This window comes from Gordonia sp. PP30 (genome assembly GCF_023100845.1).
Classification (GTDB): domain Bacteria; phylum Actinomycetota; class Actinomycetes; order Mycobacteriales; family Mycobacteriaceae; genus Gordonia.
Map to the genome: position 1 here is coordinate 1,607,136 of NZ_CP095864.1, position 14,673 is coordinate 1,621,808.

At 70.1% G+C, this 14,673-nt stretch carries 12 protein-coding genes; 4 read left to right on the forward strand and 8 right to left on the reverse strand.

Annotation, left to right across the window (positions count from 1 at the left end):
* Positions 1-4: 4 nt before the first annotated feature.
* The 6 genes from MYK68_RS07295 to MYK68_RS07320 all read right to left on the reverse strand — a co-directional run bounded on the left by MYK68_RS07295 (position 5) and on the right by MYK68_RS07320 (position 8,760).
* Positions 5-1,459 (reverse strand): NAD-dependent succinate-semialdehyde dehydrogenase, encoded by a 1,455-nt coding sequence (locus MYK68_RS07295; protein WP_247867203.1) that lies wholly within the window; start codon positions 1,457-1,459, stop codon positions 5-7.
* Positions 1,460-1,491: 32 nt separating this feature from the next.
* Positions 1,492-2,823 carry a 4-aminobutyrate--2-oxoglutarate transaminase gene (gene gabT, locus MYK68_RS07300; RefSeq protein WP_247867204.1) on the reverse strand — a complete coding sequence of 444 codons (1,332 nt, stop codon included), beginning with the start codon at positions 2,821-2,823 and terminating at the stop codon, positions 1,492-1,494.
* 61 nt (positions 2,824-2,884) lie between these two features.
* A complete protein-coding gene (locus MYK68_RS07305) occupies positions 2,885-4,423 on the reverse strand; it encodes an APC family permease (protein ID WP_247867205.1) in 1,539 nt (512 codons plus the stop codon).
* Positions 4,424-5,284 carry a universal stress protein gene (locus tag MYK68_RS07310; protein ID WP_247867206.1) on the reverse strand — a complete coding sequence of 287 codons (861 nt, stop codon included), beginning with the start codon at positions 5,282-5,284 and terminating at the stop codon, positions 4,424-4,426.
* A gap of 21 nt (positions 5,285-5,305) precedes the next feature.
* Entirely contained in the window at positions 5,306-7,288 is a 1,983-nt protein-coding gene (locus MYK68_RS07315; RefSeq protein WP_247867207.1) for a primary-amine oxidase, read from the reverse strand.
* Between the two features lie 47 nt (positions 7,289-7,335).
* On the reverse strand, positions 7,336-8,760 hold the full coding sequence (locus tag MYK68_RS07320; RefSeq protein ID WP_247867208.1) for an aminobutyraldehyde dehydrogenase: 1,425 nt from the start codon (positions 8,758-8,760) through the stop codon (positions 7,336-7,338).
* 114 nt (positions 8,761-8,874) lie between these two features.
* On the opposite strand from MYK68_RS07320, the gene MYK68_RS07325 reads away from it, so the two are divergent.
* Positions 8,875-10,401, forward strand: a complete 1,527-nt coding sequence (locus MYK68_RS07325; RefSeq protein WP_247867209.1) for a helix-turn-helix domain-containing protein — start codon at positions 8,875-8,877, stop codon at positions 10,399-10,401.
* Between the two features lie 18 nt (positions 10,402-10,419).
* The gene (nucS, locus tag MYK68_RS07330; protein WP_247867210.1) at positions 10,420-11,103 is read left to right on the forward strand and encodes an endonuclease NucS; all 684 of its coding nucleotides are present in this window, start codon (positions 10,420-10,422) and stop codon (positions 11,101-11,103) included.
* A gap of 92 nt (positions 11,104-11,195) precedes the next feature.
* Here the strand turns inward: nucS and MYK68_RS07335 are convergent, their stop codons facing one another.
* Positions 11,196-12,161 (reverse strand): hypothetical protein, encoded by a 966-nt coding sequence (locus MYK68_RS07335; RefSeq protein WP_247867211.1) that lies wholly within the window; start codon positions 12,159-12,161, stop codon positions 11,196-11,198.
* A gap of 99 nt (positions 12,162-12,260) precedes the next feature.
* Complete coding sequence (gene mce / locus MYK68_RS07340; RefSeq protein ID WP_247867212.1) at positions 12,261-12,743, reverse strand: methylmalonyl-CoA epimerase; 483 nt, start codon at positions 12,741-12,743, stop codon at positions 12,261-12,263.
* 82 nt (positions 12,744-12,825) lie between these two features.
* Between mce and MYK68_RS07345 the strand changes: the two genes are divergently transcribed.
* Positions 12,826-14,019, forward strand: coding sequence for an acetyl-CoA C-acetyltransferase (locus tag MYK68_RS07345; protein ID WP_247867213.1), 1,194 nt, complete (start codon positions 12,826-12,828; stop codon positions 14,017-14,019).
* Positions 14,016-14,633, forward strand: a complete 618-nt coding sequence (locus MYK68_RS20770) for a DUF3817 domain-containing protein (protein WP_283255284.1) — start codon at positions 14,016-14,018, stop codon at positions 14,631-14,633. The genes MYK68_RS07345 and MYK68_RS20770 overlap by 4 nt, the downstream gene beginning before the upstream one ends.
* The last annotated feature ends 40 nt before the right edge of the window (positions 14,634-14,673 follow it).

Sequence of the window (14,673 nt, forward strand, 5' to 3'; positions counted from 1 at the left end):
GCCCCTACGTCAGCGCGATGTACTTGGTGTTCAGGTACTCCTCGATGCCCTCGCTGCCGCCTTCGACACCCAGCCCGGACGACTTGATGCCGCCGAACGGGGCCGCCGGATCGGAGATCACGCCGCGGTTCACGCCGACCATGCCGTATTCCAGCGCCGCCGACACCCGCATGGCCCGGTCGAGGTCGCGCGTGTAGAAGTACGACGCCAGGCCGTACTCGGTGTCATTGGCCCGGGCGATAGCCTCGGCCTCGGTGTCGAATCCGGAGATCACCGCGACCGGCCCGAAGATCTCGTCACCGGCGATCCGCGAGTCCTCCGGCGCGCCGGTGATCAGCGTCGGCGCGTAGAAGTAGCCCGGCCGGTCGAGGCGGTGCCCGCCGGTGTGCACGGTCGCGCCACCGGCGACGGCCTCGTCGACCAGCGCGGCCACGCTGTCCACCTGCTTGGCGTTGATGATCGGCCCGAGGTCGCTGCCGTCGTCGTACCCGGGGCCCACCGACATGGCGGCGATCCGGGCGGTCAGCGCCTCGGTGAACGCCGGGCGGATGCCGTTCTGCACCAGGATCCGGTTCGCGGCGGTGCAGGCCTCGCCGCCGTTGCGCATCTTCGCGAGCATGGCGCCGTCGACGGCGGCGTCGAGGTCGGCGTCGTCGAACACGATGAACGGGGCGTTGCCGCCCAGCTCCATCGAGGTCCGCAGCACCTGGTCGGCGGACTGCCGGATCAGTGCGCGGCCCACACCGGTGGAGCCGGTGAAGCTCACCTTGCGCAGGCGCGGGTCGGACATCAGCGCGGCGGAGACGTCGGCCGCGCTGGTCGTCGGGATCACCGACAGCACGCCCGGCGGCAGGCCGACATCGGCGAACACCTTGGCCAGCAGCAGCATCGTCAGCGGAGTGTCCTCGGCCGGCTTGACGATGATCGGGCATCCCGCGGCGAGCGCCGGCCCGATCTTGCGGGTGCCCATCGCCAGCGGGAAGTTCCACGGCGTGATGGCCAGCGCCGGGCCCACCGGCTGCTTGACGACGACGATCCGGCCGTTCCCGGCCGGGGCGGTCGCGGTGCGCCCGTGCACGCGCACCGCCTCCTCGCTGAACCAGCGGAGGAATTCGGCGCCGTAGGTCACCTCGCCGCGGCTTTCGGCCAGGATCTTGCCCATCTCCAGGGTCATCAGCAGGGCGAAGTCGTCGGCGCGCGCGGTCACCGCGTCGAAGGCCGCGCGGAGGATCTCGCCGCGCCGGCGGGGCGCCGTGGCGGCCCAGGCGGCCCCGGCTTCCACGGCTTGATCGAGGGCGAGGTGGGCGTCGGTGACCCCGGCATCGGCGACACCGACGAGCACGTCGCCGGTTGCCGGGTTGACGACGTCGAAGGTGGCGCCGGAGGCGGCCGCGGCCGGACCGCCGGCCAGCCACAGGCCGGTGGGCACGGAGTCGAGCAGAGCGTTCACATCGTTCATCGGGTGCGGAACCTTCCGTGAGGGGAGTTCTTCTACAGCGCGTTCGCCAGCGCGGCGGCCAGGACCTCGAGGCCGTCGTCGAGCAGGTCGTCGCCGATCACCAGGGGCGGCAGCAGCCGGATCACGTTGCCGTAGGTGCCGCAGGTGAGGATCACGACGCCCTCGGCGAGCGCGGCCGCGGCCGCCGCGCGGGCGTATTCGGGCGCCGGTTCGGTGGTCCCGGGGTGAACCAGCTCGGCGGCGATCATCGCGCCGCGGCCGCGCAGGTCGCCGATGATGCCGGTCTCGTCGGCCACCCGCCGCAGCCGGGTGACGATCCGCTCGCCGATCTCCCGGGCCCGACGGGCCAGCTGCCGTTCCTCCATCACGTCGAGCGCGGCGAGGGCCGCGGCGCAGGCGACCGGGTTGCCGCCGTAGGTGCCGCCGAGCCCGCCGGGGTGCACGGCGTCGAGCAGGTCGGCGCGTCCGGTGACCGCCGACAGCGGCATGCCGCCGGCGATGCCCTTGGCCATCGTGATCAGATCGGGGACCACGCCCTCGTCGTCGCACGCGAACCAGTCGCCGGTGCGCGCGAAACCGGTCTGCACCTCGTCGGCGATGAAGACGACGCCGTTGATCCGTGCCCACTCGGCGAGCGCGGGCAGGAAGCCCGGAGCCGGCACGATGAAGCCGCCCTCACCCTGGATGGGCTCGATGATGATCGCGGCCAGCGAGTCCGCGCCGATCTGCTTCTCGATACGGTCGATCGCGTCGGCCGCGGCCTGCTTGCCGTCGGTGCCCGCCGGATCGCGATACGGGTACGACGCCGGCATCCGGTACAGCTCCGGCGCGAACGGCCCGAAGTTCTTCTTGTACGGCATCGACTTCGCGGTCAGGCCCATCGTCAGGTTGGTGCGGCCGTGGTAGGCGTGATCGAACGCGACGACGGCGTCCCGGCCGGTCGCCAGCCGGGCGATCTTGATCGCGTTCTCCACGGCCTCGGCGCCCGAGTTGAACAGCACGGTCCGCTTCTCGTGCTCGCCCGGGGTGAGGGCGTTGAGCCGTTCGGCGACGGCCACGTAGCTCTCGTACGGCGTCACCATGAAACAGGTGTGGGTGAAGTGCGCGGCCTGATCGGCGACGGCGGCCGCCACCGCCGGATCGGACGCGCCGACCGAGGTGACGGCGATACCCGACCCGAAGTCGATGAGCGAGTTCCCGTCGATGTCGACGATCACTCCGCCGTCGGCGTCGGCGGCGTAGACCGGCACCGACGACCCGACCCCGGCGGCGACGGCGGCGGTGCGGCGGGCGGCGAGCGCGGCCGAGCGCGGACCCGGCAGCTCGGTGACGAGGTTTCGGACCTGCGGGATCCGGGTGGTCATGAAGGCTCCGTTCGGGAGAGTCGTTTCGGGGGAGTCGTGAGGTCGTGACGGATCGGGTAGGTCATTCGACGAGCGGCGGGGTGTCCCGGGTCAGCGTCTCCCCGCGGAAGAATGCGGGGGATTTGGTGCGCCAGACCAGCATCAGGATCACGCCGAGGATCAGCAGTCCGAACCCGATGTAGAAGACGAGGCTGATCCCGAAGATCGCGGTGCCGCTGCCGTTCGCCGGATCGAGGCTCTCCTTGACCGCGATGATGAAGACGGCGGCCAGCATGATGCCGCCGAGCAGCGGGAACACGAGCTTGTAGACGATGTTGTGCACCGAATCGAACAGCTCCTTCCGGAAGAACCAGACGCACGCGAAGGCGGTGATTCCGTAGTACCAGCAGATCATGATGCCCAGCGCCGCGATGGTGTCCCAGAGGGCGTGTTCGGACAGCAGTTTGACCGCGACATAGAAGATGCCGGTGACGACGGCGGAGACGACGGTCGCGTACGTGGGCACCAGGAAACGCGGGTGCACGCTGGCCAGTTTCTTCGGGAACGCCCCGTAGGCGCCCATCGCCAGCATGGTGCGGGCGGCGGGCAGGAACGTCGTCTGCAGGCTCGCGATCGACGAGGCGAAGATCGCCAGGAAGAGCAACAGACCACCCACGGAGCCGAGGACCGGATCGGCCAGCGGCTTGAACACGTTCTCCGAGTTCGCCTCGGCACCCAGTCCGATGCCGGTCGTCCCGACGCCGGCGTACATCATCACCGCGACGGCGACGAGCAGGTAGGTCAGCAGGATGGTGACCACGGCGAGCAGGCCGGCGCGGCCCGGGGTCTTCTGCGGATCCTTCGACTCCTCACCGAGCGTGAGGCAGGTGTCCCAGCCCCAGAAGGCGAAGATCGAGCCGGTCAGGCCGATCACGAAGGCGCCCAGCGCCAGCCCGCTGAACGGATTGAACCAGTCGGCGGAGAAGTCGAGATGCGTGGGCGACGATCCCGAGCGCACGATCGCGGTGATCGCGAACACCACCAGCACCACCATCTGGAAGCCGACCAGCGCGTACTGCACCCACTGGCTGGTGGTGATGCCGCGTCCGGCGATCCAGGCCGCGATCACGATGAACACCAGCGTCGTCACGATGTTGATCGCCTTGTTCTCGGCGAGGTCGGCGATGCTGTCGACCCGGAACAACTGCGAGATGAACAGATAGAAGAACTCGACGGCGATCGCCGCCAGGTTCGACAGCACGATGATCGTCGCCAGCACCATGCCCCAGCCGCACATCCAGCCGACGTACGGGCCGAAGGCCTTGGTCGACCAGGTGAACGACGCGCCGCAGTCCGGGGCGCGGGAGTTGAGCTCGCGGTAGGCGTACGCGGTCAGGAACATCGGGATGAAACCGGCGATGAAGATGGCCGGCATCTTCAGGGCGACGGCCGAGACGATGATGCCGATACTCGCGGTCAGGGTGTAGCCGGGGGCCACGCACGACACGCCGAGCACCGCGCCGGCGAACGTGCCGACCTTGCCGCCGGCCAGGCCCTTGTCGACCAGATCGGCACCGTGGGGAGTGGTCGTGACCACCGGTTCCTTGTCGGAGGTGCTCATCTACGACTCCTCTTTCGGCACGATCACCATCGGCACGTCGAGGACGCGCAACATCTTCGCCGCCGTGGAACTGAGGAACAGGCGCCGCTGCGCGGCGAGTCTGCTCGAGCCGACCATGATGATGTCGCCGTCGTGCCAGTCGAGCTTGTTCACCGCGTCCTCCACGGTCGGGCCGGAGACGATGGTCCAGCTGACATCGGTATCGACCGGAATCCGGGAGCGGGCCTCATCGAAGGCGGACTGCGCGTGCGCGGTGGCCTCGGCGATCACCTGGTCGTCGGGCTTATGGCCGTGCGGGACGCGGTCGAGCGCGATGAGGGAGACCACCCGCAGCGGGCTGTGGGAGCGGGCGGCGGCGCGGATCGCGGTGTCGAGCAGATGCTGGGCGCCCGCCCGCCGGCCCATCGCGCAGGTGATCGCCCGCACGTGCTGCACCTTCGACCGGCGCAGGCCGCGCGGGGACAGCACCAGCGGCAACGGCGACGAGTGCACGAGTTCGTTCACCACCGAGCCGAGCGTGTGCCCGCCGACCAGCCCGCCGCCCGAACCTCCGACGACGATCGCCGACGCGCCGACGCGCTGTGCCTCGCCGATGATGCCCTCGGCCGACGACTCGGAGAACGCGATGTGCGTCGCCACGTCGATGTCGTCGGGCACCATGGCGCGGGCCTGCGCGAGCCACTGATCGGCCTGCTCGGTGAGCACCTGCTCGAAATCACCGGCGTGCAGTGGCGCCATCGCGTCCGGCGGAAGCACCATGCCGATGTCCAGGCCGGCCTTGAGCGTGCGGGCGAGGCGCCCGCCCATCGCGACGGCATCGGCGCCACCGTCGGTGGCGAGGTAGGCGACGTAGATCCGCATGGCAGGTCTTCCTCTCGGCTCTCAGTGCCCGCAGCCGCAGGCGGAGTCGTCCTGGGCGGCCGATCCGGTGGATTCGGTGGCGCAGCACGACGAGGACTTCGGCGGTGACGGAGCGACGTCCAGCGAGGGATTGCGATCGAAGAACCCGAACGGCTTGAGCCAGAAGCTCACGATGTCCGCGGGCATGATCGGCCAGTCCTCCGGCCGGGTGATGTGGTGGATGCCGAAGGTGTACCAGAGCACCACATCGGTGTTCTCGATGTTCCGGTTCTCCTTCGTCCACACCGCCAGGCCGGTGTCGGCCTTGTTCTGGTTGACGAACTCGCCCGCGGGCCAGCGTTCGTCCGGCGCGTACGGGGTGACCCACAGCGAGTGCTTGATCGCCTCGCAGCGGGCGAGGATCGGGGAGTCCTCGGGGAACATCGCCGGGAACGCGCCCGCCGGGGACAGCTTGTACGCCGGGTGCAGGCCGAGCGCGGTCGTCACGTTGTCGTTGGCGATCTTCCAGGCGCGCTGCGCCTGGAAGTTCGGGTTCTGTTTGCCTTCGGCCTCGGTCCGCAACGGGGTGTTGCGCACCCGCAACGACAGGCCGTACGGGTTGTCCGGGCCGACCGGCACCATCTCGGTGTCGCTCTGGTAGACGGTGTTCGGGCCGCCGTCGATGTCGAGGTCCATCCGCGCGGTGAGGAAGTGCTGATGGAACGGCGCGTAGGTGCGGTCGTCCACGATCGTGCCGTGATCGTTGGTCGCACCCGGATTCAGGTGGCTGACCACCATGATGCCGGTGGCGCGGACCTCGCACTCGATGTTGCCGTCCTGGTAGAAGCGCCAGTACGTCAGGTACTCGTAGTTCGCGACGGTCACGTGGAACGACACGGTGAGTCGCCGCATCCGGCGCACCTGGGCGTCGCCGTTGTGGTCGACGTGCTTCCACAGGACGGCGTTGTCCTCCTCGTGGATGCAGATGGCGTTCTTGATGGTGTACGGCTCGCCCTTGCTGTTGTGCAGGGTCGCGTCCAGGTACCGGATCTCGCCGAGGCAGTCGCAGCCCAGCTCCAGCGAGGTGGTCATGAAGCCCAGTCCCCACTCGCCGATGTCGAAGGCGGTGCGGCGGTAGTGGTCGTCGCAGTGGTCGCGGTAGGGGACCATCATCTCGGCGAAACTCAGCCGGTGGGCGATCTTGCGCTCGGTGCCGTTGTCGTCGTACGTGACGGCGTGGATGGTCATGCCCTCGCGGTAGTTGAAGCCCACGCGCATCGACCAGTTCTGCCACTTCAGCAGATTGCCGTCGAGCGTGAACGACGGCCCGTCGGGCTGGGTGATGTCCAGCGGCTTCAACGGCCCGCGGCTGAAGCTCTCGCGCAGGCGCTCGGGCAGCAGATGCGGCAGGTACTCGCCCATGATCTCCGGGCGGTCGACGACGAAGGTGTCTTCGATCTCCAGCAGTTCCATGGTGTTCAGATCGATCACGCAGTGGAAGCCGTTGACCGGACCGGCGTACGGGTTCGCGTCTTCGCTCGCCCGCACCCAGGTGTCCGACCAGCCGATACGACGATCCTTCCACTTGTCGGGGATCAGCACGTCGCCGTAGGTCCAGGTGTCCATGAACACCAGATCGAGGTCGGTGATGCCGCGGCGCGCCAGTGCCGCGATCACGTCGGGATGGGCGCGCAGCGCGGCATCGGCCTCCTCCCACTCATCGACGGTGACGTTCGGCTGCACGCCCGGAATGTGCTCCCAGGACAGCACCTCGCCGGTCTGGAGGGAGACCAGTGCCTTGTAGGTGGCGTTCGCCGCGCAGTGCAGGACGGTCGCCTCGGCCCGGCGTTCGCACGGCGTGCCGTCGGTGTCGTACGCCGCGAGGGCGGCCTTGTCCGGCTCGGCCATCTCGATCGACGTGTAGCGCCAGCCGTCGCCGACGCCGTGCGCGCCGGCCAGGATCTGCGTGACGCGGGTGAACTCGTCGGCGGACAGCGGATCGAGCGGATGGAAGGTGTCGGTCATGGTCGGTCGGCCTTTCGCTGGGGTATCGGGCTGAGGGGAAGGGGGAGTCAGTGGGCGCTCATCACGTGCTTGATGCGCGTGTAGTCCTCCAGTCCGTATACCGAGAGATCCTTGCCGTAGCCGGACCGCTTGAAGCCGCCGTGCGGCATCTCCGCGACCAGCGGGATGTGGCAGTTGACCCAGACGCAGCCGGCGTCGATCGCGGCGGTCATCCGCAGCGAGGTGGAGTGGTCGCTGGTCCACACGCTGGCGGCGAGGCCGTAGTCGACCCCGTTGGCCAGTTCGATCGCCTCGTCCTCGGTGGTGAAGCGCTGCACGGTGAGGACCGGCCCGAAGGTCTCCTCCTGGACGATCGGATCGTCCTGGGCGACGTCGGTGATGACCGTGGGCGCCACGTAGAAGCCCCGATCGCCGATCCGGTGACCGCCGGCGGCGACGGTCGCGTGCCCGGGCAGTGCCGCCAGCTTGTCCATCACCGCGGTGAAGTGGTGGACGTTGTTGAGCGCGCCGTAGAACGCGTCCGCGTCGTCCGGTGCTCCCGGCCGCAGTTTCGCGGCCTGGTCGACGAGGGCGGACACGACACCGTCGTAGACCGATTCGTGGACGATCGCGCGGGTGGCCGCGGTGCAGTCCTGCCCGCCGTTGAAGAACGCGGCCTGGGCGATGCCCTCGGCGGCCGCGGCGACGTCGGCGTCGCCGAAGACCACCGCCGGAGCCTTGCCGCCGAGTTCCAGATGCGGGCGCTTGAGATCCTTGGCGGCGCTGGTCGCCACCGCGATGCCTGCCCGGACCGAGCCGGTGATCGACACCAGTCCGATCCCGGGGCTCTCGACCACCGCGGCACCGGTGCGGCCGTTGCCGAGTACGACGTTGAAGACGCCGGCGGGCAGGATGTCCCGGGTGAGATCGGCCAGCACCAGGGTGCTCTCCGGGGTGGTGTCACTCGGCTTGAGCACGATGGTGTTGCCGGCGGCGAGGGCGGGGGCGATCTTCCAGATCGCCATCATGAACGGGTAGTTCCACGGGGTCACCTGGCCGACCACGCCGATCGGCTCGCGCCGCACGTACGACGTGAAGCCCTCCATGTACTCCCCGGCGGCCCGGCCCTCCAGCGTGCGGGCGGCGCCGGCGAAGAAGCGGACCTGGTCGGCGGAGACCAGCACCTCCTCGGTCTTGACCATCGCGGCCAGCTGCCCGGTGTTGCGGACCTGCGCGGCGACGATCTCGTCGGCGCGGTCCTCGATGGCGTCGGCGAGCTTCAACAGCGCGTTCTGCCGGTGGCTCGGGGTGGTCTTGCCCCACGAGACGAAGGCCCGTCGTGCCGCCGCGACCGCGGCGGACACCTCGTCGTCGGTGGAGATCGGGGAGATCGCGACCACCGATTCGTCGGCCGGGTTCACGATGTTCAGGGTCTCGGTCGAAACCGAATCGACGAAGGCTCCGTCGATGTAGTTCGCTAGGCGCGGGGTCATCTGTTCACTCCTGTCCGTGGTGGAACAGGTCTAACTGTGCCCCCGATCACTCCGCGCCGCATTGGTCGAAATGGATAAGATGACCCGACTTGACTGGACGAAATGGAGTGTGTCGTGGCGGTGTCTCTGCAATGGCTGCTCGGCCGCCGCGAGCTCGACCTGCGGCTGCTGACGCCCGGGATCACCGGCCCGGAGATCGACATCGCGGTGACCTCCGAGCTGGGTGACCCCTCGCCGTGGCTGTCCGGAAACGAGCTGGTCCTGACCACCGGTCTGGGGTCGGCGGGCCGAGATCAGGACGAGTACGTGCGGCGACTCGCCGCGTCCGGGGCGGCCGCGCTCGGGATGGGGACGGGACTGACCTTCGATCGGGTTCCCCCCGCACTCGTCGACGCCGCGCATCGCCACGGGATTCCGTTGATCGAGGTGCCGCTGCCGACCCCGTTCGTCGCCGTCGCCCGGGCCGTCGCCGACCGCATCGGTGAGCTGTCGGCGCGCGCGACGCAGTCGGCGGCGCGGGCGCAGCCCCGGATGACGCGGGCGGCGGTCACCGGGGGAGCCCCCGCGGTGCTGCGCGAGCTGGCGACCGCCTGCCGGGGCACCGTGGTTCTCACCGACTCCGCCGGAGCGCTGACGCACACCCGGCCGGCGCAGGTCGCGCCGGAGATCGCCGCGATGGTGACCCGGGAGGTGCGCGAGCTGCGCGCGGGCACGGCGTCGGTGGCACATACCCCGGCCGCGTCGGTCGTCGTGCAACCGGTCGCCTCGCCCGGCCGCACACACGGGTATCTCGTGGTGGTCACCGAGCGGCCGCCGCTACCCGCCGATCAAGTGCTGATCGGGCATGCCGCCTCGCTGCTCGCGCTGCAGTTCGAGCCGCCGCGCGAGGCCGCGGAGGCCGGCTGGGCGCTGAACGCGGCCGCCGTGGGGCTGTTGCTCACCGGCGAGGCGGACCTGTCGGCGGCCCGGCGGCTCGTCGCGACGGTCGCCGACGAGACCGGACACGTTCGGGCCATGGTGCTGTCGGCGCCGCCGGACAAGGCGCGAGCGCTGGCCCGGACACTCGAACGAGGGCTCGTCGCCGCCGGTCTGCCCGTCTTCGTCTGGACGTCGGCCCCGGAGTCGGGCGAAGTGGTGGTGCTGCTGCGGGGCGGGCACTCCGCCGCGAGCGCACTGCTCGACGGCGTCGCCGCGCCGTCACGCCGCCGCGTGCGGGCGGGCCTGAGCCGGCCGTATCCGGCCGGGCAGCTCACCGACGCCGTGGACGAGGCGCGGTACGCCGCGCGCGGCGGGCGGCCCGGCGGCCGCGTGCACGACGCTTCGGCCCGACCGCCGCTGCTGGCCGACGCCGCGGTGCGGACGGCGCTGGAGAAGGTCGCGGCGCAGGCCGTCGTGCCGCTGGCCGCCTACGACGCCGAGCACGGGACGGTGCTCGTCGATTCGCTGCGCACCTACCTCGAGTGTCACGGGCAGTGGGAGGCGGCCGGCGCGGCGCTCGGTGTGCACCGGCATACGCTGCGCGCCCGGATCGTGCGGGCGCAGGAGGTGGCGGCCGTCGACCTGAGCTCGGCGACCACGCGCGCGGAGTTGCTGCTGGCGCTGCTCGCCGTTGGCGAGGGCGGAACGGCCGCCGCCGGGTGATGTCCTAAGCTGGCTGCCGTGCGTCTCGTGATTGCCGAATGCCAGGTCGACTATGTGGGGCGCCTGACGGCGCACCTGCCGATGGCCCGCCGGCTGCTGCTGATCAAGTCCGACGGCTCGGTCAGCGTGCACGCCGATGACCGGGCCTACAAGCCGCTGAACTGGATGAGCCCGCCGTGCTGGCTCACCGAGGAGCCCCCGGTCGAGGGCAGTGCGGCGCAGGCCGTCTGGGTGGTGGAGAACAAGGCCGGCGAGCAGTTGCGCATCACGATCAACGACGTCGAGCACGACTCGTCGCATGAACTGGGGGTGGATCCCGGTCTGGTGAAGGACGGTGTCGAGGCGCACCTGCAGGAACTGCTCGCCGAGCACGTGCAGACCCTCGGCGAGGGCTACACGCTGGTCCGCCGCGAGTACATGACGGCGATCGGCCCAGTCGATCTGCTGTGCCGCGACGCCGACGGCGGGACCGTCGCGGTGGAGATCAAGCGGCGCGGCGAGATCGACGGTGTCGAGCAGCTCACCCGCTACCTCGAACTCCTGAACCGCGACGCGACGCTCGCCCCGGTCGCCGGGATCTTCGCCGCCCAGCAGATCAAGCCGCAGGCCAAGACTCTCGCCACCGATCGCGGAATCCGGTGCGTCACCCTCGACTACGACCGCCTGCGCGGCACCGAGAGCACCGAGTTCCGGCTCTTCTGAGAGGCGCCGCGACACCCGGTGTGAACGCGACACCCGCGGGTGTCGCGTCGGGGCCGGGTATCGCGGGAGCGAGCCGGTCGTCGCGGATGGGCCTAGGAGGCGCGGGCGCCCGGCTCGTCGTTCGCGGGGCGGATCAGTGCCTCGGGCTCGTCGTACTCGTCGTCGAGCGCATCGAGCACGTCGGTGGTGTCCAGGCCCGGCCGGTAGGCCTCCGCCTCGAAGCGGTCGCGCCCGGCGAGAGTGCGGTTGAGCAGTTCCAGGTCGTCGGTCTCGGTGAGCCCGACCAGCGCCTGCTCGTCGTCGGACAGTTCCAGCGCGTCGGGGAGCGCGGTCAGGTGCTCGCGCAGTGCGGCGAGGTGATCCAGGATCTGCTGGTGCGCGTCGTGGGCGACGCCGGCCAGATCACGCGAGCGGGCGAGTCGTGCGGCGGCGACGTGGTGGGCGGCCCCGCGCAGCCCGGCGGCGTCGGCCTCGGCGGCGGCCAGGAGGCTCCGGGCCTGCTCGCGGGCATCGGACATCAGCTCGGCGATCTCGCGCTGCGCCTCGGCGCGGTCGCGGGCCGAATACTCCTTGGTCTCGGCGGCGGCCTCGTCGATCACGGCCGCGCGGGCCTCCGCATCGGTCACCAGCTTGTCGGCCTGCTGCTGCGCCAGCTCCAGGGTGCGGGCGGCATCGGCCTGTGCGTCGCCCCGCAGGTCGTCGGCCTCCTGGCGGGCCACCGACACCAGTTCGGCGGCCTCGTCGCGTGCGGTGGAGCGGATCTCGTCCGCCTCCTCGGTCGCCAGGGTGAGCATGCGGGCCAGGCGATCGCTCATCCCGGCGACGGTCGTCGGCGGCTCGGACAGCGCATCGACGTCCTGCTGCAGATTGCGCACGCGGGCGCGGGCCTGATCGAGGTGGCCGAGCAACTCGTCGGCGTGCGCGTGCGCGGAGTCGCGGTCCGCGGCCATCATCGCCAGCTCGGCCTCGAGCTGACGAATGTGATCGGTGACCTGATCGCGGTCGTAGCCGCGCATGACGATGGCGAAGGGGCTCTGGCGATGGCCGGGTGCTGACATGTGGGCAACACTAAGCCCGGCCGGAGGTGATGTCGTGGATCACCTCCGGCGTGTTGCGCTGCGTTTTGGTAACGGAGTGACTGGTGTGACTCGGCCCTGTCAGTGCCCGGCGGCCGGCTCGACCAGTTCCAGCAGCACCCCGCCGGCGTCCTTGGGATGCACGAAGTTGATACGCGAGCCCGCGGTGCCGCCCTTCGGAGCCGGGTAGAGCAGCCGGACGCCGTTCGCGATCAGGTGGGCGACGACGGCGTCGATGTCGGTCACCCGGACGGCCATCTGCTGCAGTCCCGGACCGTTGCGGTCGAGGAACTTCGCGATGGTCGAGTCGTCGTTCAGCGGGGCGAGGATCTGGATCATCGCGCCGTCGCCGGAGGCCGGGCCGACCATCGCCTCGCGGACGCCCTGCTCGGCGTTGACCTCCTCGTGATGGTTCACGAAACCCAGGTTGTCGCGGTACCACGCGATCGCGGCATCGAAGTCGGGAACGGCGACGCCGACGTGGTCGACGGCGACGACGAGATCGCCCGCGGCGGACAGCGGATTCGTGGTCGGAGTCACGTCGGCAGATTCGGAATCGCTCATGGCCTCACGGTAGCGTTGAGCCGGTCGCACCTGTTCGCCGGGTGCCGGTGATCACATTCTGTTTCACAAGGAGATCTGCCTCATGTCTGACAATACGACCGTCATCGTCGGTGGTGCCCGTACACCGTTCGGCCGCCTGCTCGGCTCGCTGAAGGGACAGTCCGCCGTCGACCTCGGCGCCGTCGCCATCAAGGGTGCGCTGGAGAAGTCGGGTGTGAGCGCCGATGCCGTGGATTACGTGATCATGGGTCAGGTCCTCACCGCCGGCGCCGGGCAGATGCCGGCCCGGCAGACCGCCGTCAAGGCCGGTATTCCGTGGGACGTCCCGGCGCTGAGCATCAACAAGATGTGCCTGTCCGGGATCGACGCCATCGCGCTCGCCGATCAGCTGATCCGCGCCGGCGAGTTCGAGTGCGTCGTGGCCGGCGGCCAGGAGTCGATGACCCAGGCCCCGCACCTCCTCCCGGGCAGTCGCAGCGGCTTCAAGTACGGCAGCACCGAACTCCTCGACCACCTGGCGTTCGACGGCCTGCACGATGCCTTCACCGACCAGCCGATGGGCGCGCTCACCGAGCAGTACAACGACACCGACGGCTTCACCCGCGAGCAGCAGGACGAGGTCGCCGCCCGCAGCCATCGCCTGGCCGCCGAGGCCGCCGCGGCCGGCCGTTTCGACGACGAGATTGTGCCCGTCGAGATCCCGCAGCGCGGCAAGGACCCGATCGTGTTCTCGGCCGACGAGGGCGTCCGGGCGTCGACCACGGTCGAGTCGCTGGCAGGCCTGCGTCCGGCGTTCCGCAAGGACGGCACCATCACCGCGGGCAACGCCTCGCAGATCTCCGACGGGGCGTGCGCGGTGGTCGTCATGAGCAAGGCCAAGGCGCAGGAGCTGGGTCTGGAGTGGCTTGCCGAGATCGGTGCGCACGGTGTGGTGGCCGGCCCGGACTCGACGCTGCAGGAGCAGCCGGCCAACGCGATCATCAAGGCGTGCGACCGCGAGGGCATCGCCCCGGCCGACCTGGACCTGGTGGAGATCAACGAGGCCTTCGCGGCCGTCGGCCTGGCCTCGACCCGCAAGCTGGGCATCGATCCGGAGATCGTCAACGTCGACGGTGGGGCGATCGCGCTCGGCCACCCGATCGGCACCTCGGGCGCGCGCATCGTGCTGCACCTGGCGAACGAGCTGCGCCGTCGTGGCGGCGGCATCGGTGCGGCGGCGCTCTGTGGCGCCGGTGGTCAGGGCGACGCCCTGATCGTCCGCGTCGCCGCGAAGTGAGCGGACTCAAGGCGTTGTTCGACGTCTCCACCGCGGCCCGGCGTTTTCGCCTGGTCGCGGTGATCGAGGCGATCACCTGGGCGCTGCTGCTGATCGGCATGGGCGTCAAGTACGGCGCCCATATCGAGTCGGCGACGGCGGTCGTCGGTGCGTTGCACGGTGTGGCCTTCATGGCGTACGTGGTGGTGACGCTGCTGTCGGCCCGCGCACTGAAGTGGGACTGGACCGTCACGCTGCTGGCGCTGTTCGCGTCGATCCCGCCGTTCTTCACGATCCTCTTCGAGAGCTGGGCCAAGCGCCAGGGCTACCTCGCCGAGCTCTCGGCCGACGACGGCGACGTGCGCGCCGAGGACGCGGTGCCCGAGCGTGAGCCCGATGATCTGCTGCTGTGGACCATCCTGTCCACGGTGCTGTGCTTCTTCCCGCTGGGCATCGCGGGCATCGTGAAGTCGGCCGCCGTGGGTCGCCGCTGGGCCGAGGGCGACTACGCCGGGGCGCAGCGAGCCGCCGTGCAGGCGCGCAACCTGGTGATCCTGACCGCGATGGTCGGCTTCGTGGTGATCTTCCTGATCGCGATGGTGGCGACCGTCGGGCCGCCCGGCGGATCGTCGTAGCCGCGCCCGAACACAACATGGAAGACTGGTCGTCGTGAGT